A 20257-nucleotide genomic window follows, 5' to 3' on the forward strand; every position below is an offset into this window, starting at 1 on the left:
CGCTATACGTATATTAAGAGGCATGAGTGATAGGGTGAGTGTTAGGCGGTAGGTCCTGATGGAAGAGGTAGTGTGGTTGGAGGGTAAGGCGGTAGGAGAAGGCTGGGTGCCCCAATCGGAGGGGGAAACTCAGTCTGGCTCCGGTGGATCGCCAAAGGCGGGCGAGTCCAAAGTCGCGTGCCCGACTGTCCTCCTCCTGATGGAAGAGGTAGTGTGGTTGGAGGGAAAGGCGGTAGGAGAAGGCTGGGTGCCCCATTCGGTGGTGGAAACTCAGTCTGGCTCCGTTGGATCGCCAAGAGCGGGCGAGTCCAAAGTCGCGCACTAGAATGTCCCTCTCCTGATGAGAAGTATGTTGTGTGGTTGGTAGGCAGGCGGTAGGAGAAGGCTGGGTGCCCCATTCGGTGGTGGAAACTCAGTCTGGCTCCGTTGGATCGCCAAGAGCGGGCGAGTCCAAAGTCGCGTGCCCGACTGTCCTCCTCCTAATGGAAAGTAGGTTATGTGGTGTAGAAGGCAGGCAGTAAGGAGTCCTCCCGCTACTGTTTGGTGGATAATGGAAACGGGAGATGGATTTCTACTCATTTTGGGATATGGTATGCTGGATGGGCTTCCGTGTAGGAATCGATGGGGATGATCGAGGAGGTTGGGTGCTGTGATTTATCTGGACAATGCGGCCAGTTCGTGGCCAAAACCGCCGGAGGTGGCTCTGAAGATGGAGGAGTGCTTGCGCGACTATGGAGCTAATCCTGGGCGGGGCAGTCATTCGATGGCGATGAAAGCTTCACGGGTCGTGTTTGAGGCACGGCGCAAGGTGGCCGGATTGTTTGGCGTGCGGAACCCGGATCATGTGATTTTTACTCAAAATGCGACCGAAGCTTTGAACATGGGCATCTTGGGGCTGCTGAAGTCGGGCGATCATGCGATTACGACGATGTTAGAACACAACTCGGTGCGCAGACCACTGGAGTATGTACGACGGGAGCGCGGAGTTGAACTGACTTATGTACAGGCTGACTCGTTTGGGCGCTTGCATGCAGAGTCGATTCGAGACGCCATCCGCGAGAATACGAAACTGATTGTCGTCACTCACGGATCGAACTTGACGGGGACATTGCTGCCGATTCAGGAAATTGGTGCCATCGCCAAGGAGTTTGGCATTGTGCTGATGGTCGATGTCTGTCAGACCGCTGGCGTCTACCCAATCGATGTGGAAGAAATGAACATTGGGATGCTCGCGTTTACGGGGCATAAGAGCCTCTATGGGCCGCAGGGAACGGGGGGGCTATATCTGCACCCAGAAGTGGATTTGGAGCCGCTGATGCACGGTGGGACGGGCGGATATTCGGAGCTGACGGAGATGCCGATGACCCGACCGGATCGGTATGAGGCTGGAACGAGAAATACGGTTGGGATCGCCGGACTGTTGGCCGGAATCACGTTTGTTGAATCGGTAGGGATCGAGAAGATTCGCGAACATGAGGAAGTGCTTGCAAACCTGTTGCATCAAGGACTATCGGAGATCAAAGGCGTGACGGTGTATGGACCACCTTTGGGGGAGCAGCGGGTACCGATTGTTTCGTTTTCGGTGGATGGATTTGATTCGCATGAGGTTGGCTTTATTTTAGATCGTACCTATGGGATTTGCGTGCGTTCGGGGTTGCATTGTGCACCAGTAGCACATGAGACGATCGGAACGCTCGAACAAGGAGCAGTTCGAACTTCTTTAGGCTATTTCAATACAGAGGAAGATGTGAAGGCGCTGTTGCAGGCAATTTCGGACCTTACAAGCTGAGTCAGTCATCGAGAGGGAGTAGCAAGGATGGTTTTATTAGGAACAATTGTGAATGCAGTTTCCATTTTGATCGGCGTGATGATCGGTTCGTTTTTGAGCCGGATTCCAGATCGGATGAAAGTGACGATTATGCAGGGATTGGGCCTCGCAGTATTTGTGATCGGGCTGTCGATGGTGTTAGATGTCGCCAAATCAGATGGCTTTGACTATTTCATTGTGATCGGTTCGCTAGTCTTTGGCGGGATTATTGGGGAATTGCTCAATATTGAAGGACAACTCAACCAGTTTGGGAAGTGGATTGAGCGAAAGATGAGCCGCTTCGGAAAAGGAAAGATCGCGGAGGGGTTTGTGTTTTCGACGTTGGTTTATTGTATAGGCGCGATGGCGATCGTCGGCTCACTGGAAAGCGGATTGGAAGGAACACATAAAATTTTATATACGAAAGCGATGTTAGACGGCTTTGCATCCATTTTCTTTACGTCAGCGATGGGCATAGGTGTAGGGCTGTCTGCGATTCCGGTGGTTTTGTATCAAGGTGCGATCGCATTGAGCGCAGGGTTGCTGGCTGGCGTCTTGACCGACCCGGTGATTTCGGTGATGTCTGCAACCGGTGGGGTTTTGATCATGGGGATATCGCTTAATGTGATGGAGATAAAGAAAATCAATGTAGGCAATCTGTTGCCGGCGGTTTTTGTGGCGGCGATTGTGAAGTTGGTTTTGATTGGATATGGATTGTAAGGGAAAGGGCGTCTGTATCTAGCAGATGCCCTTTATTCATGGGGGTTATTGGCGGCCATATCTTGACTGGGTTGGGGTATTTTAAAAGTACAGTCAGGGGGTCGTCATCGGGGAAAGGGCTATGCTAAAATAGCAGATACGCCCATTTATTGCTCGTGTTGCGGATGAGAGGTAGAAGAGGAGGTACGATGGGTATATGACACCGAATGAGTGGATTTTAGCGAATTTGGACGCGGTGGTTGCGTTGATCTTCGGCGTGTTGTTCTTGCTGTTGATTGTGTTTCTGATTCAGTCCATTCGGTTGCGTAAGGTGCAGAAGCGGTATCGGATGTTGATGAAAGGGATGCAGCAAGGCAATTTGGAGGAAGTGTTGTTTACATATTCGCAAGACGTGACCGCAATGCGTGAATCGGTTCGCCAAGTGGTCGCAGAGCAGGAGAAACAGGCACAGGAACTGCAAATTTCGTGCGGCCCAATTGGCGTGGTACGCTATAATGCGTTTGTGGGGATGGGGAGTGACCTCAGTTACAGCATCGCAGTTTTGAATCGTGATGGAGACGGCGCAGTGTTTACGTCGATCTTTGGACGGGAAGAATCACGATCCTATGCGAAACCGGTGCAGGCTGGGGATTCGGCCTATCCGTTGAGCGATGAAGAGAAGCAAGCGATCTCATTGGCGCTTGAGAAGATGAAGTAGAAAGACTCCGCTGCAAGGCGGGGTTTTTTTTTTGGTAGATGGGGAGCTAAGACTGAAAGCCAAGTCGAAGAGCCAAGTCGAAGAGCCAAGTCGAAGAGCCAAGTCGAAGAGCCAAGTCGAAGAGCCAAGTCGAAGAGCCAAGTCGAAGAGCCAAGTCGAAGAGCCAAGTCAAAGAGCCAACTCGAAAAGCCAAGTCGAAAAGCCAAGTCGAAAAGCCAAGTCGAAAAGCCAAGTCGAAAAGCCAAGTCGAAAAGCCAAGTCGAAAAGCCAAGTCGAAAAGCCAAGTCGAAAAGCCAAGTCGAAAAGCCAAGTCGAAAAGCCAAGTCGAAAAGCCAAGTCGAAAAGCCAAGTCGAAAAGCCAAGTCGAAGAGCCAAGTCGAAAAGCCAAGTCGAAAAGCCAAGTCGAAAAGCCAAGTCGAAAAGCCAAGTCGAAAAGCCAAGTCGAAAAGCCAAGTCGAAAAGCCAAGTCGAAAAGCCAAGTCGAAAAGCCAAGTCGAAAAGCCCTTCATAGGCGGCTAGGTATGGATTTTAGAAGAGGTGTAGTATAATAGTGCAAGAGTATGCACTGAAGCGGAAGGGATGGTGGTGTCGGGATGTGGAAGTTTATTGACTTGTTGATGGTCTTGTCCGCACTTGGGGCATTTACGTTTGTAATTTTGGTGCTAAAGAATAAGACGAACTTGAAATTTGTGAAGCTACGCGAATTATTCACAGGTCTGTTCTTCATTTTTTGGGGTTTGGGAGATATTTTGAATCGAGATTCGGGCGCGTTTGGGATGGCGTTTGTTGGCTTGGGCGTGATTTGGCTGTTTTTATTTTTGCGCACAAGGTATTTAAAATAGCAATCGTGTTTCACGTGAAACATGTGAAAAACATCCTGGGCAGAGCACCCAGGATGTTTTTTGTTAGCGGGTAGAGTTTTGGATACGGTTGGCGATTTCTTCGGGACGCAAGCCGTTGGCGTTAATGACCGGAGCTTTCGTTGTTGCATCTGCGATCCCCATGATGTTTTGGTCAGCACCGGAGATGACGATCGCGTCGAGACCTTGGCCATTTTGGTTTTGAGCATCGAGTTCGCAGCAATCGTAGCCCTGTTGGCTCAGATAGTCACGTACATTGCTGAGATTCGCTTCCACTGCAACACGTTTCATAGTCATTTGATGACCTCCCCACGGATACTTGGCTAGGACAACCAAAGCTAGTATGCGGTGCGGAAGACTTCGTTATGCTGGAAGTTGTTAGCTTTTAAAGCCGAGCAGATTGTTGAGCCGATGAACGAACGGTTGCTTTTGTGGAGTCGCATCACTTTCGCTCGGGGATTCGGGCAGTGTGTACGATGCCACTTGGCTCAGCGATTCGCACAAGGCGTCCGCGATGCAGTCTGCCATTTTCATGACGACCGAAAGACGCGTGTTTTGCAAGACGAAATATTCCATAAACCCCCCAACATTGACGATGCCGGTGATGTGGATGTGGCCGACTTCGGGAAGGACTTTGTTGACGCCTGCTCCCGGTTTTAGCGGTCCGTCGCCCAAGGTCACCAAGCCGACCGAAGCCAGTTGGCCAAGGCAGGCATCGACGGCAATCACGTAAGGGTTGCGGTAGCTGTTTTCGATCTCGTGAAGCGTGTCTTTCAGATTGACAGCATGGACAGGGGTATCCAAGGTACCGTAGACAACCGCACGGCTATCTTGGAGGCGCCCGCTCAGTTTGGAGCCGACGAGAGGACCGAGCGCATCTCCAGTGGAGCGGTCGGTGCCAATACAGACGATCACCACTTGCCGTTCACGGCCTTGCTGATGGATGGTGTGAAGAAGGCGTGAGGTAAGAAACTTGGCAGCTTCGACATTTGTATGGTCAACCTTGTAGGGTAGATCAGCATTCCGAGAGACATTTTGTTTAAACATGTGGCTCTCCTCCGCAGTTCATAGGTTTTACCAGTATATGCGCTTGGAAAAGATTTCATACCTCATTCGTTCTGGACATACCTTAAAAAGAGGCCAAGTGTCCGATAGGGGACGGAGGAGGAGGCGTGTATGGTCGATTTGCTATTGGTCGTCGTGGTGACGTGGAGCTTATATTTTGGTTGGAAGCGTGGTTTTTTGCGAACTTGTATTGACGCGTTGGCCTTGGTTGTGCCCATATTTATCTTGACGCTGTCGATTCCGTTTTTGAAAAAAGTGCTCGTTGATGAAGGGTGGAGCTTTGGGCTGGCCAAGTGGATGGCGGGGCACCTGGTCAAAACGTCGCCGTATTCGAATGGCTTTATGGAACTGGAGAGCGCACAGGCGGTGGTGCAAGGCTTGGGCTCACAAGCTCCGGCGGTGGTGGAACGGTTTTATGATCTGTTGTTGCTGGGCTTGATGGGTGGGGCTGTTTTTGTCGGGTTGCAAATGATCTTGCGCGTGTATGAGACACTATGGAGAGACGCGCACGGTATGTGGCGCTCACAGGCGCTAGGCGGCTTGATGGGGCTAGGAATCGGGCTTACCATCTCTACCTATCTCGTCAGCGTGATGGGGCTGATCTGCTGGCTTCAGGGGATGCAGTGGCTGGATGAGGGGCTGATGCAGTCGCTGTTCGTTCAGGTGCTGTATCGATTTATTTTTTGGTAAGGATGGTGGCTGTGATGGCAGTAGAATATTGGTTGGTGGCGTTCGACTCGACGCACCATGCATTGCGGGCAGAAGCGGAGTTGGAAGGGGCAGGTCTGGATATCGACATTCGGCCCACGCCGAAGACGGTGACAGCCGGATGTGCGCTGTCGATCGATTTCTTTCCACAGGATTTGGAGCGTGTACAGCAGATCCTAGAGGAGAAAGAAGTGGTGATTCGCGGGTATTTTAAGCCGGAGGGAGCGGCTTATATTCGGTTAGAACTGCAGGTGTGACTCTAGTCAATTGCCCGGTTGGAGCGGGTCTTTTATAATAGACGGTAGTTTTCTTCTTCCTTACTTAGAGGGGGCGAATATTAAGACGATGCAAAGCGCACTTGCCAATTTGGGTGCTTCGCTGACTTCGACCGATTTTTGGTTGGGACTCGGCTGGATGTTGTTTAAGATCGTGATGATCTTGGTAGTCGGAAAAATTGTGATGAAACTCTGGCGTTTGATGGTGGTGCGCGTGATCTCCCATCGCACGATGCGGATGGATGAACGGCGTGGGAAGACGATCGTCTCGCTGTTGTTAAATGTGATGCGCTATGTGGTGTATTTCCTCGTTCTTTTGACGATTCTGTCGAACATCGGGCTTGATGTGTCCACACTGCTCGCCGGAGCTGGTGTTGCAGGGCTGGCGATCGGTTTTGGAGCGCAGAGTTTGGTCAAAGACGTAATCACCGGATTTTTTATCATTTTTGAAGATCAGTTCGGCGTTGGTGACAATGTGATGATCAACACCAACTTGCAGATTCGTGGGAATGTGGCAGAAGTTGGGTTGCGGATCACAAAAGTGCGAGCCTACACGGGGGAGATTCATATCATCCCCAACTCGCAGATTCGACAGGTGACCAATTTTTCAAAGTCGAACTCACTGGCAGTGGTCGATGTTTCGGTCGCCTTTGAAGAGGATTTGCAGCACGTATATGAGGTGTTGAAGCAAGTTGGCCTTGAAGTGCAGGCAGAAAATGAAAATGTGCTCGGCGAGCCGCAGGTACTAGGTGTGCAGATGATCGGGCCGTCCGTAGTGGTTGTGAGGATGACGATGGAATGCAAACCGATGGAGCACTTCGGGGTCGGGCGCTTTCTTCGCTATAAAATTAAAGAAGCGTTCGAACGTGAAGGCATCGAAATTCCGTATCCGAAGCAGGTGGCCCTGTTTCCGGGACAACCCAGCGCGGAAGAGAAGCAAGCAGCGGCGGGAAGCTGATACGTTGAGGAGAGAGAAGCGATGGAGGCCAAACAGTTTGATCTCGGGGATGTAGTTCAAATGAAAAAAGGACACCCCTGTGGCGCTAATGAATGGGAAGTGATCCGCTTAGGCATGGATATTCGCATGAAATGCGTGAACTGCGGTCGTTCGGTGATGATTCCCCGCCGTGATTTTGAGCGCAATCTGCGCAAAGTTCTGCGGCGTAAGGAAGGGGATGCGTAACGATGGCGGTGGAGACAATTCGCACAGCCTGCCCGCTCGACTGCTGGGACTGCTGTGGGATGATCGCACATGTCGAGGACGGAAAGCTGATCAAAGTGGAAGGCGATCCAGATCATCCGATCACGCAGGGGTCTTTGTGCATCAAGGGTCGAAAACTGGTCGATCGGCTGTACCACGAGGAGCGCGTGCTCACTCCTTTGAAAAAGGTGGACGGGGAGTGGGTTCCCGTGACCTGGGAGCAAGCGCTTCGAGAGATCGCAGAGCAGATGCGTCAGGCCAAGACAGAATATGGACCGACCGCAGTGATGCATCATTATGATTACGGCTCTTCTGGGTTGCTGAAAAATTTGGAGGGGCGCTTTTTTAACCTGTTTGGCGGATTTACCGACACGATCGGATCGATCTGCTGGGGAGCTGGGTTGGAAGCGCAGAAATACGATTTTGGTTTCGGAAAAAGCCATGATCCAGAGGATTTGGCGGAACATACCGATGTGATCGTGGTCTGGGGCCGTAATGTGTCGGTGACTAACATGCACATGATGCCGTTTTTGAAGCAGGCGATGAGTCGCGGTGCGGAACTAGTGATCATCGACCCGCTGATGACCGATCTCAGCGCCAAAGCGGTGAAGCAGTTGCAGCCGCGTCCTGGAACGGATGGGGCGCTGGCGGTGGGGATGGCTCGCCATCTGCTCGACCTGGGGTTGATCGATCGCCGATTTGTGGAAGAGCATGCGGTGGGTTTTGCTGAGTTTGTCGAATATGTGCAGACCTGGACGGTGGAGCAGGCTGCCGATGTGACTGAGGTACCAGCGGACGATATTCGCTGGCTGGCAGAGCGTTTCGGCTCGGGCAAGGCGGTGACGACGCTGCTCGGTCTCGGGCTGCAGCGCTATGCAAACGGTGGCAACACCATCCGTTTGATCGACGCGTTGGCGGCGATGAGCGGGCAGGTGGGCCGCTCTGGCGGCGGCGTGCATTATGCAAATCAGGTTCACCGTTTTGACTACCAGACGTTGATGAAACCTGACGCTCGCACCGATTATCGAGCGTTTACAAAGATCACGCAGGCGGATGAGATTTTGGCTGTACAAGAGACGGAGCAACCTGTAAAAGTGCTGTTTGTCACGCGGGGCAACCCGGTGGCGCAGTTGCCGGAGACTGGCAAGACGCTGGCCGCCTATCACTCGATTCCGTGCAAGGTGGTGATCGACATGTTCCTCCATGACACGGGAATGATCGCCGATTACTTTTTGCCCTGTACGACTGTGTTTGAGGAAGAGGACATCATGTATTCATCGATGTGGCATTCCTACCTCGCCTATGTGAACCCTGTCGTAGAGCCGCAGGGAGAGACCCGCCCAGACTGGATGATCCTGCAAGGCTTGGCGGAGGAGTTGGGTTTTGGCGCTGCATTTGGCCGCGATGTGCACACCTGGATGGAAGAAGCGATGGTTCCGCTGCAAGCGGATGGCATCACGCGCGAACAGTTGCAGCAAAATGGGTTTATAAAAGCGCATGAGGAGCCGGTGGCGTGGGCCGATTATCAGTTTGGCACGCCATCGGGGAAATACGAGTTTGCGTCCACGCTGGCTGCGGCAGACGGTGCTTCGTCGATTCCGGTGTATGAGGAGCCGGTGGAAAGCCCGCGTCGGAATCGGGAGTTGGCTCGGAAATATCCGTACCACCTGCTGACGATTCATCCGCGGCGCTCGCTGAACTCGCAACATTACCATGTGATGAAAATGCCGGAACGGCCGGTGGTGGAGATCTCCGCTTTTGTGGCGGGGGAGACCGGGCTTGCGGACGGGGATTTGGTGCGGGTGTACAATCAGCGCGGCGAAGTGCTGGGGAATGTGAAAATCGTCTCGGGACAGCACAAGCGCACGATCAAGATCGAAGAGGGTTGGTGGGGGAGTCGAGGAACAGCGCTGAACTTGCTGACCTCGAATCGCCGCAGCGACTTGGGGATCGGATCGGCACAGTATGATTGTCTGGTCAACTTAGCAAAAGCATAGTCAGGATGAATGGCATCTTCTCCCCTTCGGAAACGAAGGGGATTTTTAATTTTTAGGAACAAATGTTCGATTTATAGTGGCATAAAGAACGTGTGTTCGTATATAATAAGAACAGAGAGCAAATGTGATGAACTTTCGAGCGGAGGTGACTACATGGGAGTTTCAGGGCGTAAGGAAATTGAGATTTCACATCGCGAGCATCGACCGGTTTCGCTGATCTACATGGATAGCAAGGGGGCGATTTCCCAACGTGTCGTGCAAGTGACCGATGTGACTGAGGAGGGGATTCAGGCCTTTTGTTTTCTACGCAAAAAGCCCCGTACCTTCCTGCCAGACCAGATTCTCGCAGCCTCTCTGCAAGCTCGAAGGCCATCACAATATAAAGGGAGCCTGTCGAAAATTTGATAGCTTTTGAAGTGTCTTTAAGAAACACATCCCTTATTCACTTGTGCTACAATGATACCACCAATTGAAGAAATAGCCTCCGGCCGACCCATATACGTGACCCTCGTCTGAGGGTCAACCCAATTTCTCAATCACAGGAGGTATCTTTGTGAGCACAGAGCGTTTTGATCGTTTGGAAAATCGTTTTGACGGTGTAGACAAGCAGTTAGTTGAGCATGGGGTGCGCTTTGATCGTATTGAAGATCGTTTAGATGGTGTGGAAAAGCAGATGGTCGAACATGGTATGCGCTTTGATCGCATTGAAAAGCAGTTGGCAGAACATGATGCACGCTTTGACCGCATTGAAAAGATGTTTAATAACCGCTTCGATCAGTTAGAGCGAATGATCAGTGGGCTCATCGCTCAGGTCGCTCTGCAAAATCAAAAAATTGATTATGCATTGAGTGAAATCCAAAAACTGCACGGTCAACATGGGCGGCTCAGCCAGCGTGTGGCCCATCTTGAAAGCAACGGTTTTCGAGTGGAGCAGGTAGAACGTCGTCAAGATAACCACGCTGCACGGCTGGATAAAGTCGAAGTTGAGGTGGCGGTGCTACAAGAAGAGCCTCAGCGAGTGCCAGTTGAAACTGCATCCTAATTAACGGATAGTCACCTGCTCTCTCGTGCATCCTGAAGCATAAGGGGTGATGCGTAAACATGGGTGAAAAGATCATTGCGATCAACAAAGATCTGAACGGGGACATCGCAGAAGTGATGACTCATACTGGGCGGGTCATCTCCATTCAGCAGGCGATGCAGGAAGCGGCCGAAGGGAAATTTGACTCGATCACTTCGTTAGATAAAGAGGGCAACTGGACGATCGCCAACTCCACCGGAGATGGGCAACCTGAATCGGGGAATAACCTAGACATGCTCCCGTCCTTTGCAGAAGCGATGCATGAGGGAGAAAGCCTTCAGTAATTCTGACCATGAGGTTCTTTCGCCTGTTGGCGGAAGAACTTTTTCATGTTCCACGTGGAACATTAGTGGAATCACATGGGATTTGATATAATAGTGGTTGGACTACTTTTGGAGGTGTAAGCCACATGGCTTTGTCTGTTGGTATCGTAGGATTGCCGAACGTCGGCAAATCAACACTTTTTAATGCAATTACAAAAGCGGGCGCTGAAGCGGCCAACTATCCGTTTTGTACGATTGACCCGAACGTTGGTGTGGTCGAAGTGCCGGACGAACGTTTGCAAAAATTGACGGAAATCGTCATTCCGAATCGAGTCGTGCCGACCGCATTCGAATTTGTAGATATCGCAGGCTTGGTTGAGGGTGCATCCCGCGGCGAGGGCCTCGGCAACAAATTCCTCGGTCACATTCGCGAAGTCAACGCGATCGCGCATGTCGTCCGTTGCTTCGAAGACTCCAACATCACGCACGTTTCCGGTGGAGTAAATCCGCTGTCTGACATTGAAACGATCAACCTTGAACTGATCTTCGCAGATTTGGAATCGGTAGATAAGCGTCTCGATCGCTCCCGCAAAGGGGCGAAATCGGGCGACAAGAAGGTGCAAGAAGAAGTTGCTGTTCTTGGACGTCTCAAAGAAGCGCTGGAAAATGGCAAAGCTGCCCGCTCTGTCGAATTGAGCGATGAAGAGACGTTGATCGTCCGTGACCTGCACTTGCTGACGATCAAACCGATGCTCTATGTCGCGAATGTGGCAGAAGATGAAGTGGCAAACACGGAAGAGAACGACCTCGTGAAAAAAGTTCGTGAATTCGCAGCTAGCGAGGGTGCAGAAGTGGTGGTCATCTCGGCAAAAGTGGAATCGGAAATTGCTGAACTGGAAGGCGAGGACAAGCAAATGTTCCTCGAAGAGCTTGGTCTGCAAGAATCTGGTCTTGATCGCTTGATCAAATCTGCGTACAAACTGCTCGGTTTGATCACATATTTCACCGCTGGCGTGCAAGAAGTCCGCGCTTGGACGATTAATCGCGGCACCAAAGCGCCCGGTGCTGCAGGTGTCATCCATACCGACTTTGAAAAAGGATTCATCCGCGCGGAAACGGTGGCCTATGATGACCTCGTTCACTACGGCTCGATGAACGCTGCCAAAGAAGCGGGCAAAGTCCGTCTGGAAGGTAAAGAATACATCGTCAACGATGGCGATGTCATGCACTTCCGCTTCAACGTGTAACCAAGGAAAGCGAGGGAGAGCAGACATGAGACGCTATGAAACGATGTACGTCTTGCGCCCTGAGCTGGACCTGGACGCAATCAATGCGCTGGTCACCAAGTTCCAACATGTCGTCACACAAAACGGTGGCGGGATCACCCAATTGCAAGAAATCGGCAAACGCCGACTCGCCTACGAAATCGAAGGCGTACAGGAAGGCTATTACGTGCTCATGCTTTACCAAGGGAGCACAACGATTGTCAAAGAGCTCGAGCGGACGTTTAAGATTACCGATGGCGTGTTGCGCTATCTCACCGTTCGTCTCGGCTAACACCAAAGGAGGGAATCCTCATGTTGAACCGTATCATCTTGATCGGTCGTCTGACCGCCGATCCGGAATTGCGCTACACACCGTCCGGCACGGCGGTTGCGCAGTTCACTTTGGCGGTAGACCGCCAGCGTTCGAACCAAAACGGCGAGCGTGAAACGGACTTCATCAACATCGTCGTCTGGCAAAAACTTGGCGAACTGTGTGCACAGTATTTGCGCAAAGGTCGCCTCGCAGCTGTCGATGGGCGTTTGCAAATCCGCTCCTATGAAAACAAAGAAGGCCAAAAAGTCCGTGTCGCAGAAGTAGTCGCGGACAACGTCCGCTTCTTAGAGCGCGCCGATCAAGGTAGTGGCGACTCGATGAATCAAGGCGGCTATGGAGGCAACCAAGGCGGCTACGGAGGTAACCAAGGCGGCTATGGAGGCAACCAAGGTGGCTACGGAGGCAACCAAGGTGGCTACGGAGGTAACCAAGGTGGCTACGGAGGCAACCAAGGTGGCTCTGGAGGCAACCAAGGTGGCTCTGGAGGCAACCAAGGCGGCTACGGAGGCAACCAAGGCGGCTACGGAGGTAACCAAGGTGGCTACGGAGGCAACCAAGGTGGCGGTCGCCGCGATGAAGACCCGTTCTCCGATGACGGCAAGCCGATCGATATTTCGGATGATGATTTGCCGTTTTAAGACACTAGCAAAAAGTGCATAGCAAGAAAAACGAGAGATCCTTTGTACAGCAAGGGGTCTCTTTGCTTTTGTACCTGGGTCGTGAAAGCAGTCATGGAACTGGAAAGGTATACTCGTCCGCTACTTGCACTTTCTTTCTGGTCTAAAATATCTTTTTCTCTGAGACACATCGAACGGGATTACCATTTCAGGGATGTCAAACTGGACAAGGGATGAGTTGAAGATTACTAGGCATTACCTCTGCCTGGCAAGACCCTCTCACACCACTCTTGACAGAGACAACGTTTCCAACCCAGTTCTATCAGGCGTTGAACTTCTTACGTAACCTCCAAGCCATACCTACCGAACTTTCTGATAACAACCAGCAAACAGAAGGCTCCCTACAATCTGGAAATAACTACTTATCTACGCCGTTCTATTCACCTTAGAACCGTCGATAATTTGTATCTTTTTGTAAACATTTTTATTGACGATTATAGTTTCGTAGAATATACTTACATTTGTTAGTTTAGAGTTATGTATTTATTTTTTACAATCAAATATTTACGAGGAGATGATTTATCATGACAGCGGCTACCCAGTTTGAGGCCCTTGCTCCCAACTCTAGCCTCGCCCAAGACAGCATCATCGACTACATCAACGCGTGCAACACCGTCTCGGCTTACTCGTATTCGTTCGCAAATTCGTCGCTCATTGCATTAAAAAAACCGCCGGAGTGGTACAGCGACTTTGTCGCCCAATTCGGGGTCGCCAAAGGCAACGCGATGCAATGGAACACTTCCTTGATCCCGAACATGATCGCGATTCCGCAGATGATCGTCGATTCCAACCGCATCATTACCGCGAAGTTTAACAACATCAATCAAGACCTGAAAGACTTAGAGAAATATCCGAACGACAAAGATGTGATCGATGACCTCAAACAAAACCTCAAAAGCATCTATAACCGCGTCAATGGCGACCTCGACTCGATAAACGGACTCATCCAAGACCTACAAACATTTGCTGAGACGCTTAAAAATGACTACAGCACACTCAACGTCGGCATTGAGCAACTGAATTCGGCTGAAGAAGCGAATGAAGCGGAAGTCAAACGCCTGCAACAAGAGATTCAAGACCTGCAAGACGAGATCGAAAAATACAACCAAATAATGACCGCTTCTGTAATCGGGGTTGGCGTCTCGATCTTTGTCACGCTGGTCGGCATCGTCGTCGGTGTTGCAACCGGTGGGATTGGTTGGGCAATCGTTCCAGTCGGTATCATCGGGGTCGGTGCATCGACCGCAGGGATTGTAATCGCATCGTCGAAAATCCAAGCGGCTCAGCTCCAGATCGGGAAGGATGCTGCTGATCTTGACGCGTACAACGAAGACCTCGTCGTGCTCAACACCGAAATCGAGACGTTGAGCAAACTGATCACAGCGAACGAAGCCGCCCAGGAAGCACTCGTGGATGTCTCGAAACTCTGGCAAGACATGGCAGACAGTACCAAGCAATTGCTAGATGACTTGGAAAAAGCCGAGTCGGAAGTCACTTCGGACTTGGCCCAGTGCAGCCAAGATGTCCAATCCGCGCAGAACGAATGGAATGCACTGGAGCAGTTCTGTGAACAACTTACGAAGATCGACTACAGATTTGATCCGAATGTTCAAAACATTGTATGACACAATCAATCGATCTCAGTTGCTATCAATGGTCGTTAAGTCAACCCATTCACTATGAACACACCGTGATCGACTTTACGTTGCAATCTCTGTACGATAAACCGTCTTGGTACGACGACTTTTCGAACAGTACATCCAACTTCAAAACGAATGCGATGTCTTGGTCGAATCAGGTCGTCCCACACCTGATCGCCGTCCCGCAGGAGGCCGTTAGCTACAACCCACCTGTTAAAGCACGCTTTGATAGCTTAATCGACGACCTCAACGATCTGACAAAGTACCCCGAGGACGGCGATAGTCTTCAAGACGCAAGCAATCAGATCAAGGGTATTGAACAGATCCAAATCAAACTGATTGGCGACATCGCAACACTCATCGGGAAACTCTCCAATTATGAGAGTATCCTCCCGCATGACGAATCTCAACAACAGATGTACGTCAATGCCTCACAGGCACAGATCGCCAGCAATCAAGCGTCGATCAATAACCTGCAAACAGAGATTGAGCGTCTGAACAAGGAAATCAAGAAATTGAACAAAGTGGTCTATCCGACACAAAGCATGATTGTCGCCCAACAAAGCATCCAAAAAGACAAAGCCAAGATCCAATCTGACCAACAGCAGATCAACAATTACCAACAGGACAACAATACCTTGCAATCATGGATCAACTCGCTAGTCATCATGATGCATGACAACTCCACCGCGCGATCTGGATCCGAGCATGTGATGTATATCTGGAACCAGCTCAACGATTTGCTCCGCGAGATCAACGACGCGCTTGAGCAGACCCAAAGCAACTTGTCGCAGAATCAAGCTTTGGCTACCACTCAAGCTCAACAGGCACAGGCACTCTGGAACGAGTTCGAGGGAGTATGCGAGCAGCTTCTCGGATATCAGTACGGATGACATCGAATGCCTATCCACAACTCAACACGTATGCGGACCTGATCGTACAAACGCACCTACCGCCGCTACTGACGCCGCCCGATTGGTATGGTGACTTCGCTACCGAGTTTGCACACGTCAAATCACGAGCTTTGAGTTGGCGGCGCACTCTGCTCTGGAAATTGAGCGAACTCACCCTCTTCACCCATCAGATTTCCCCACGGCTTGCCACGTTGGAACAGGAACTCGCCGCGCTGGACGATCACTTGAAACAATATCGCTTTGACCAAGTGGCGAACAAACGTAGAAAACTGACACAAGCCCGACTCACGGAACAAAAGCAAGCTGTCTTGCACATCTATCTGGATTGCTTGCGCTCGTTGCAAAGTTTTCACGAGCACCTGCTTCATGATCGGTTGCTGTTGATGCGAGGAGCACAGGAAGGGTGGGACCCTTTTCCCGACTTGGTTCGCGCTTGTGACCTCGCGCTTGGCGAACTCGCCGCCCTGCTCCTCACGTTGCAAACTAAAAAACATTACTTAAAAGGAGATGTCCTCGATGATCACACAGGTTCGTGCGCTAGCCCCTGATTCGGATAATGTCAATCAACAAATCGTAGACTACCTCAACGCCTGCACTCTTGTTTCTGCCTACGTCTATGGGTTCACCAACGCAACGCTTGCCCCGCTTCTCGACCCACCCTCTTGGTATAGCAGGTTCGTGTCTGACTTTGGCGTTGCCAAGGGACATGCGATGCAATGGAACTCTTCGATCATGCCGCAGCTTTTGGAAATCCCACAAAGTGTTTGTGACATGAATAACATCGTCCAATCGAAGTTCAATCGCATCACGGATCTGCTGCAACAGTGGCAAGCAAATCCGTCTGACACTGCGTTGCAACAGGAGATTCTCGAACAACTTGATTCTCTGCACGAGCGGGTGGTCTCAGAAACAGTTGCCTGCTCCCAACTGCTCCAATCGCTTCGCACCTACAACACCAACACGCAAAATGATTATGTGATACTCAAGCAAGGCCTTGACGACACAGAGCATCAGCTCGAAGCAGACAAGGAGGAGATGGAACGCATACAAGCGGAGATCCAAGCACTGACCGACGAGATTCAAAAGCTTAACACCCAACTGACGGTCTCGGTGATCAAAATCGGCGTATCCATCTTTATCTGCGTGGTCGGCATCGTGGTTGGCGTGGCAACGGCCGGTGGTAGCACAGTGGTGGTCTCCGTCGGCGTATCCGGTCTGACCTCCTCTGTTAAAAATACGATCTCCTTGTCGAAGCAGATCCAAGCGGATCAAGCGAAGATTACAGAAGACACAGCCGAACTCGATAAGCTCGCCCAAGATGTCACAGTACTGACGGCTCAGACCAATACGCTCGAACAAATATGTGATGCAAACCTGCAAGCGCAACAAGCACTGATCGTTATCACCGATGTCTGGACCACGTTCGCTGACGCGCTGAAAGAACTGAAAAAAGAGATCGAAGTAATGGAAGCAAATGTAACCGTCGAGAACATCAACGGTGCACTCGCCGAATTCGTCCTCGTCCAAAACGAGTGGAATGAAATCAACACGTTCGCCGCCCAACTGGCTCAGATCAACTATGTGTACGACCCGGAAATCGAGGAGATCGCGTAACCCAAAACGCCCTGTCGCAAGCGAATCTGCGACAGGGCGTTTTATATTGGAGAATGTGTTCGTCATGCGTTAAAAGTCTGTAAAATATGTTGTGTAAGCACCGAAAACTGCATGAATCAAGCGCAGCACGACACCATCAAGCGGAAAACTTCCATGTTTGAACTTGGGGCGGGAAGGAAATCATTGGAACACATTGAAAAAGAGTTAGAAAAAAATTTTTTAACCTGTCGATTTCGGTGTCACTCGTTCGTCGCGAATATAGAGGCAAATGATAGACAAGGAGAGGATTTTCGATGAGATTCATGTTGATTGTCAAAGCTACAAAAGATTCCGAGGCCGGCATCATCCCAAATCAAGAGCATTTTGATGCGATGCGGAGGTTCAACGATGAACTGGCGAGGGCAGGCGCACTGATTGCCGCTCAAGGACTCCACCCAAGCTCGAGCGCGATTCGCATCTCTTATCCAGAACCTGGTGGAAAACCGAAGGTGTTAGACGGACCATTCACGGAAGCAAAAGAGCTGATCGCGGGCTTCACGTTGATCGAGGTGAAATCGAGGGAAGAGGCGATCCAGTGGGCGATGCGCATGCCAGATCCGCACGGCTTCGGCGAAGGCGAAATCGAGCTGCGCCAAGTGTATGAGGCGGCGGAACTGACTCAGGACCCGGAAGCGGTAGCCAGGGAAAGTGAAATGCTCGCACGTGTTAAGAGGAAGTTGAGGTAGTGGAGGAATCTGCTGTCCACCGTACCATCGCTAGCATTTGGAGAATCGAGTCGGCCAAGATTATCGCCGCTCTTGCACGTATTGTGCGCGATGTCGGGATTGCCGAGGATTTGGCCCAAGATGCGCTTATCATCGCGCTTGAACGGTGGTCGGATGCGGGCATCCCCGATAACCCCGGAGCGTGGCTGATGACAACTGCGAAACGTCGAGCTATCGATCACTTGCGGAGAAATAAGTTACGTGACCGCAAGTACGAGGAGCTAGGCTGGGAGATCGATTGGCAGCAAGAGCCGGATTGGGACGAAGCGCTCGATGATCCCTTCGGCGACGACCTCCTTCGTCTCATCTATACGACATGCCATCCTGTTCTTTCCGCCGAAGCTCGGGTGGCGCTCACGCTCCGGCTGCTCGGGGGATTGACGACCGAAGAAATCGCAAGCGCGTACCTTGTTCCGGAACCGACCGTTGCTCAGCGGATCGTTCGAGCGAAGCGCACGCTCGCGGCTGCGCGAGTACCCTTTGAATTGCCGCCGAAGGAAGAGTTGCCGGCACGGTTGTCGTCTGTGCTCGAGGTCATTTACCTCATGTTCAACGAGGGCTACGCTGCGTCATCTGGCGGAAACTGGATTCGGCCCGTGCTCTGCGAAGAGGCGCTACGGCTTGGACGGATATTGGCTGTGATCGCGCCCGATGAGCCAGAAGTCCATGGACTCGTGGCATTGATGGAAATTCAATCGTCCAGATTCAGGGCGAGGGTCAGCCCAAGCGGAGAACCGATTCTGCTCATGGACCAGAACCGGGCTTTATGGGATCACCTGCTCATCGGTCGAGGGCTGACTGCGATCGAACGGGCCGAGCGACTCGGTATGTCGTTCGGTCCTTATCTGATTCAAGCCTCAATCGCGGCGTGCCACGCCCGTGCCCGCACAGCTGCGGAGACGGACTGGGTCCGGATTTCTGCGCTATACGATGCTCTTTCCCAAGTCACGCCATCGCCCGTCGTCGAACTGAATCGTGCTGTCGCGCTCTCGATGGCGTTTGGCCCAGAAGTGGGTCTAGAAGTCGTCGATTCGTTAATGCAAGAACCGTCTTTGAAAAACTATCATCTTTTACCCAGCGTTCGAGGGGACTTTCTCACGAAGCTGGGACGCAAGCAAGAAGCATATTTAGAATTCAAACGTGCTGCAACCCTTTCGCGCAATGAAAAGGAACGCGACCTACTTTTGAGGCGCGCTTCCGATTGCGCCGCGGAATAAGACAACTGTAGCCATTATACAGAATCCTCGTAACATAAGTATCATTCTAGAAGGTAAGTCCCCAAATCGTGTGTCATCTGCGAAGAATCCTTTCTACTAAGGGCTCTTCGTTTTTGCATTAGATGATCTGGGCCCTTCCGAGCACATCTGTGTGAGAAGCAAATTGATCTTCCTATCATTTTGTTGTCGTGTCGAGTGAAGGGGTTAATTAGTGCGGAATCGGGCAGAAACACGAGCACCAGGATAATGAACATGATGTCTGGTAACATAAGTAGTAGCAAGGCAGGTATCATGTTCTTCCAATACCCACCCGCCAACTTCCATTCGGACTTTCACTTCTTGGCACCACAAAACGATAGTGAAATAAGATACAATGGCATGCAGACAAAGAATAGGATGAATCCTAGAATTGATAAAGATTCCATGATAGCAACTAATGACAGAAAGAATTGGAGAAAGAGAGAAATAGCATTCTCGACTGTTAGCAGATCGAAAAATTGAAGTGGGGTGTTCGTTGATGACAACGAGTAAACTGAATCCTAAGGTTGATGAATTTTTAAGCAAGGCTACCAAGTGGAAGGAAGAATATGAGCAGTTGAGAAAAATCGTTCTTGATTGTGAGTTGACCGAAGACTTTAAGTGGATGCATCCTTGTTACACGATCGAGAAGAAAAATATCGTTCTCATACATGGGTTTAAAGAATACTGTGCACTTCTGTTTCACAAAGGTGCTTTGTTGAAAGATGCCCATGGTATCCTGATCCAACAAACGGAGAATGTACAGGCGGCGCGCCAGATTCGGTTCACCGATGTTCGAGAAATCGTGGAGATGGAATCGATCTTGAAAGCCTATATCGATGAAGCGATTGAAGTTGAGAAATCTGGTCGGGAAGTTGAATTTAAGAAGAATACAGACTACGTAATCCCTGAAGAATTGCAACAGAAATTCGATGAAATCCCCTCCTTCAAATCTGCTTTTGAGTCTTTGACACCGGGACGGCAAAGAGCGTACATTCTTCATTTTTCTGAACCCAAACAATCCAAAACTAGAGTGTCAAGGATTGAAAAACGTATGCAGCAAATTCTTGATGGAAAAGGATTAAATGATTAGTAGCTGCGACCACCCCTTTGTCGCTTTGGACCGACGCATCATGTCCG

At 50.9% G+C, this 20257-nt stretch carries 25 protein-coding genes; 23 read left to right on the forward strand and 2 right to left on the reverse strand.

From position 1 onward, the window contains the following. The first annotated feature begins 58 nt into the window (after positions 1 to 58). The 5 genes from CIG75_RS00280 (at position 59) to CIG75_RS00305 (ending at position 4066) form a co-directional block, all read left to right on the forward strand. Positions 59 to 325, forward strand: a complete 267-nt coding sequence (locus CIG75_RS00280) for a hypothetical protein (protein WP_094234821.1) — start codon at positions 59 to 61, stop codon at positions 323 to 325. A gap of 324 nt (positions 326 to 649) precedes the next feature. Further along, positions 650 to 1789 carry an aminotransferase class V-fold PLP-dependent enzyme gene (locus CIG75_RS00285; RefSeq protein ID WP_094234822.1) on the forward strand — a complete coding sequence of 380 codons (1140 nt, stop codon included), beginning with the start codon at positions 650 to 652 and terminating at the stop codon, positions 1787 to 1789. A 27-nt stretch (positions 1790 to 1816) separates the two neighbouring features. Continuing rightward, positions 1817 to 2527 carry a DUF554 domain-containing protein gene (locus CIG75_RS00290; protein WP_094234823.1) on the forward strand — a complete coding sequence of 237 codons (711 nt, stop codon included), beginning with the start codon at positions 1817 to 1819 and terminating at the stop codon, positions 2525 to 2527. Between the two features lie 196 nt (positions 2528 to 2723). Then, on the forward strand, positions 2724 to 3224 hold the full coding sequence (locus CIG75_RS00295; protein ID WP_094234824.1) for a DUF4446 family protein: 501 nt from the start codon (positions 2724 to 2726) through the stop codon (positions 3222 to 3224). A gap of 593 nt (positions 3225 to 3817) precedes the next feature. After that, entirely contained in the window at positions 3818 to 4066 is a 249-nt protein-coding gene (locus tag CIG75_RS00305) for a hypothetical protein (RefSeq protein WP_094234826.1), read from the forward strand. 63 nt (positions 4067 to 4129) lie between these two features. Here CIG75_RS00305 and CIG75_RS00310 read toward each other — a convergent pair whose 3' ends face one another. Both CIG75_RS00310 and yyaC read right to left on the reverse strand, forming a co-directional pair. Continuing rightward, positions 4130 to 4381: a YkuS family protein gene (locus CIG75_RS00310; protein WP_227874307.1), complete on the reverse strand. Its 252-nt coding sequence runs from the start codon at positions 4379 to 4381 to the stop codon at positions 4130 to 4132. Positions 4382 to 4462: 81 nt separating this feature from the next. Continuing rightward, positions 4463 to 5131 (reverse strand): spore protease YyaC, encoded by a 669-nt coding sequence (gene yyaC / locus CIG75_RS00315; protein ID WP_094234827.1) that lies wholly within the window; start codon positions 5129 to 5131, stop codon positions 4463 to 4465. A 129-nt stretch (positions 5132 to 5260) separates the two neighbouring features. Here yyaC and CIG75_RS00320 point away from each other — a divergent pair, with 129 nt between their 5' ends. The 18 genes from CIG75_RS00320 (at position 5261) to CIG75_RS00410 (ending at position 20210) form a co-directional block, all read left to right on the forward strand. Continuing rightward, positions 5261 to 5839, forward strand: a complete 579-nt coding sequence (locus CIG75_RS00320; protein ID WP_094234828.1) for a hypothetical protein — start codon at positions 5261 to 5263, stop codon at positions 5837 to 5839. Between the two features lie 14 nt (positions 5840 to 5853). Continuing rightward, entirely contained in the window at positions 5854 to 6114 is a 261-nt protein-coding gene (locus CIG75_RS00325; protein WP_094234829.1) for a putative Se/S carrier protein, read from the forward strand. Between the two features lie 88 nt (positions 6115 to 6202). Continuing rightward, positions 6203 to 7090, forward strand: coding sequence for a mechanosensitive ion channel family protein (locus tag CIG75_RS00330; protein WP_094234830.1), 888 nt, complete (start codon positions 6203 to 6205; stop codon positions 7088 to 7090). Between the two features lie 21 nt (positions 7091 to 7111). Continuing rightward, positions 7112 to 7315, forward strand: a complete 204-nt coding sequence (locus CIG75_RS00335) for a DUF951 domain-containing protein (protein WP_094234831.1) — start codon at positions 7112 to 7114, stop codon at positions 7313 to 7315. Between the two features lie 2 nt (positions 7316 to 7317). After that, the gene (locus tag CIG75_RS00340; RefSeq protein WP_094234832.1) at positions 7318 to 9330 is read left to right on the forward strand and encodes a molybdopterin-containing oxidoreductase family protein; all 2013 of its coding nucleotides are present in this window, start codon (positions 7318 to 7320) and stop codon (positions 9328 to 9330) included. Positions 9331 to 9483: 153 nt separating this feature from the next. Then, on the forward strand, positions 9484 to 9735 hold the full coding sequence (locus tag CIG75_RS00345) for a hypothetical protein (RefSeq protein ID WP_094234833.1): 252 nt from the start codon (positions 9484 to 9486) through the stop codon (positions 9733 to 9735). Between the two features lie 148 nt (positions 9736 to 9883). After that, positions 9884 to 10372 carry a hypothetical protein gene (locus CIG75_RS00350; protein WP_094234834.1) on the forward strand — a complete coding sequence of 163 codons (489 nt, stop codon included), beginning with the start codon at positions 9884 to 9886 and terminating at the stop codon, positions 10370 to 10372. 59 nt (positions 10373 to 10431) lie between these two features. Then, entirely contained in the window at positions 10432 to 10695 is a 264-nt protein-coding gene (locus CIG75_RS00355; RefSeq protein ID WP_094234835.1) for a DUF3892 domain-containing protein, read from the forward strand. Between the two features lie 125 nt (positions 10696 to 10820). After that, on the forward strand, positions 10821 to 11921 hold the full coding sequence (gene ychF / locus CIG75_RS00360; RefSeq protein ID WP_094234836.1) for a redox-regulated ATPase YchF: 1101 nt from the start codon (positions 10821 to 10823) through the stop codon (positions 11919 to 11921). A 25-nt stretch (positions 11922 to 11946) separates the two neighbouring features. After that, a complete protein-coding gene (gene rpsF, locus CIG75_RS00365; RefSeq protein ID WP_094234837.1) occupies positions 11947 to 12231 on the forward strand; it encodes a 30S ribosomal protein S6 in 285 nt (94 codons plus the stop codon). A 20-nt stretch (positions 12232 to 12251) separates the two neighbouring features. After that, a complete protein-coding gene (locus CIG75_RS00370; protein ID WP_094234838.1) occupies positions 12252 to 12911 on the forward strand; it encodes a single-stranded DNA-binding protein in 660 nt (219 codons plus the stop codon). A 563-nt stretch (positions 12912 to 13474) separates the two neighbouring features. Then, the gene (locus CIG75_RS00375; RefSeq protein WP_094234839.1) at positions 13475 to 14575 is read left to right on the forward strand and encodes an HBL/NHE enterotoxin family protein; all 1101 of its coding nucleotides are present in this window, start codon (positions 13475 to 13477) and stop codon (positions 14573 to 14575) included. Continuing rightward, complete coding sequence (locus tag CIG75_RS00380) at positions 14572 to 15483, forward strand: HBL/NHE enterotoxin family protein (RefSeq protein WP_094234840.1); 912 nt, start codon at positions 14572 to 14574, stop codon at positions 15481 to 15483. Before CIG75_RS00375 ends, CIG75_RS00380 begins: the two co-directional genes overlap by 4 nt. Further along, entirely contained in the window at positions 15480 to 16052 is a 573-nt protein-coding gene (locus tag CIG75_RS00385) for a hypothetical protein (protein ID WP_094234841.1), read from the forward strand. Before CIG75_RS00380 ends, CIG75_RS00385 begins: the two co-directional genes overlap by 4 nt. Next, a complete protein-coding gene (locus tag CIG75_RS00390) occupies positions 16021 to 17118 on the forward strand; it encodes an HBL/NHE enterotoxin family protein (protein WP_157729303.1) in 1098 nt (365 codons plus the stop codon). Before CIG75_RS00385 ends, CIG75_RS00390 begins: the two co-directional genes overlap by 32 nt. 293 nt (positions 17119 to 17411) lie before the next feature. After that, a complete protein-coding gene (locus CIG75_RS00395; RefSeq protein ID WP_094234843.1) occupies positions 17412 to 17843 on the forward strand; it encodes a YciI family protein in 432 nt (143 codons plus the stop codon). After that, positions 17843 to 19099 (forward strand): RNA polymerase sigma factor, encoded by a 1257-nt coding sequence (locus CIG75_RS00400; RefSeq protein WP_094234844.1) that lies wholly within the window; start codon positions 17843 to 17845, stop codon positions 19097 to 19099. The genes CIG75_RS00395 and CIG75_RS00400 overlap by 1 nt, the downstream gene beginning before the upstream one ends. 517 nt (positions 19100 to 19616) lie before the next feature. Beyond that, positions 19617 to 20210 carry a YdeI/OmpD-associated family protein gene (locus tag CIG75_RS00410; protein ID WP_094234846.1) on the forward strand — a complete coding sequence of 198 codons (594 nt, stop codon included), beginning with the start codon at positions 19617 to 19619 and terminating at the stop codon, positions 20208 to 20210. Positions 20211 to 20257: the final 47 nt, after the last annotated feature.

This window comes from Tumebacillus algifaecis (assembly GCF_002243515.1).
Classification (GTDB): Bacteria; Bacillota; Bacilli; order Tumebacillales; family Tumebacillaceae; genus Tumebacillus_A; species Tumebacillus_A algifaecis.

Bases quoted from the DNA above. Each gene is read 5' to 3' on its own strand.
- CIG75_RS00345 (WP_094234833.1), top strand. From the start codon at position 9,484: ATGGGAGTTTCAGGGCGTAAGGAAATTGAGATTTCACATCGCGAGCAT.
- CIG75_RS00410 (WP_094234846.1), top strand. From the start codon at position 19,617: ATGACAACGAGTAAACTGAATCCTAAGGTTGATGAATTTTTAAGCAAG.
- ychF (WP_094234836.1), top strand. From the start codon at position 10,821: ATGGCTTTGTCTGTTGGTATCGTAGGATTGCCGAACGTCGGCAAATCA.
- CIG75_RS00330 (WP_094234830.1), top strand. From the start codon at position 6,203: ATGCAAAGCGCACTTGCCAATTTGGGTGCTTCGCTGACTTCGACCGAT.
- CIG75_RS00375 (WP_094234839.1), top strand. From the start codon at position 13,475: ATGACAGCGGCTACCCAGTTTGAGGCCCTTGCTCCCAACTCTAGCCTC.
- CIG75_RS00340 (WP_094234832.1), top strand. From the start codon at position 7,318: ATGGCGGTGGAGACAATTCGCACAGCCTGCCCGCTCGACTGCTGGGAC.
- CIG75_RS00325 (WP_094234829.1), top strand. From the start codon at position 5,854: ATGGCAGTAGAATATTGGTTGGTGGCGTTCGACTCGACGCACCATGCA.
- CIG75_RS00335 (WP_094234831.1), top strand. From the start codon at position 7,112: ATGGAGGCCAAACAGTTTGATCTCGGGGATGTAGTTCAAATGAAAAAA.
- CIG75_RS00355 (WP_094234835.1), top strand. From the start codon at position 10,432: ATGGGTGAAAAGATCATTGCGATCAACAAAGATCTGAACGGGGACATC.
- CIG75_RS00305 (WP_094234826.1), top strand. From the start codon at position 3,818: ATGTGGAAGTTTATTGACTTGTTGATGGTCTTGTCCGCACTTGGGGCA.
- yyaC (WP_094234827.1), bottom strand. From the start codon at position 5,131: ATGTTTAAACAAAATGTCTCTCGGAATGCTGATCTACCCTACAAGGTT.
- CIG75_RS00395 (WP_094234843.1), top strand. From the start codon at position 17,412: ATGAGATTCATGTTGATTGTCAAAGCTACAAAAGATTCCGAGGCCGGC.
- CIG75_RS00390 (WP_157729303.1), top strand. From the start codon at position 16,021: ATGATCACACAGGTTCGTGCGCTAGCCCCTGATTCGGATAATGTCAAT.
- CIG75_RS00385 (WP_094234841.1), top strand. From the start codon at position 15,480: ATGACATCGAATGCCTATCCACAACTCAACACGTATGCGGACCTGATC.
- CIG75_RS00380 (WP_094234840.1), top strand. From the start codon at position 14,572: ATGACACAATCAATCGATCTCAGTTGCTATCAATGGTCGTTAAGTCAA.
- CIG75_RS00320 (WP_094234828.1), top strand. From the start codon at position 5,261: ATGGTCGATTTGCTATTGGTCGTCGTGGTGACGTGGAGCTTATATTTT.
- CIG75_RS00295 (WP_094234824.1), top strand. From the start codon at position 2,724: ATGACACCGAATGAGTGGATTTTAGCGAATTTGGACGCGGTGGTTGCG.
- CIG75_RS00290 (WP_094234823.1), top strand. From the start codon at position 1,817: ATGGTTTTATTAGGAACAATTGTGAATGCAGTTTCCATTTTGATCGGC.
- CIG75_RS00280 (WP_094234821.1), top strand. From the start codon at position 59: ATGGAAGAGGTAGTGTGGTTGGAGGGTAAGGCGGTAGGAGAAGGCTGG.
- rpsF (WP_094234837.1), top strand. From the start codon at position 11,947: ATGAGACGCTATGAAACGATGTACGTCTTGCGCCCTGAGCTGGACCTG.
- CIG75_RS00370 (WP_094234838.1), top strand. From the start codon at position 12,252: ATGTTGAACCGTATCATCTTGATCGGTCGTCTGACCGCCGATCCGGAA.
- CIG75_RS00310 (WP_227874307.1), bottom strand. From the start codon at position 4,381: ATGACTATGAAACGTGTTGCAGTGGAAGCGAATCTCAGCAATGTACGT.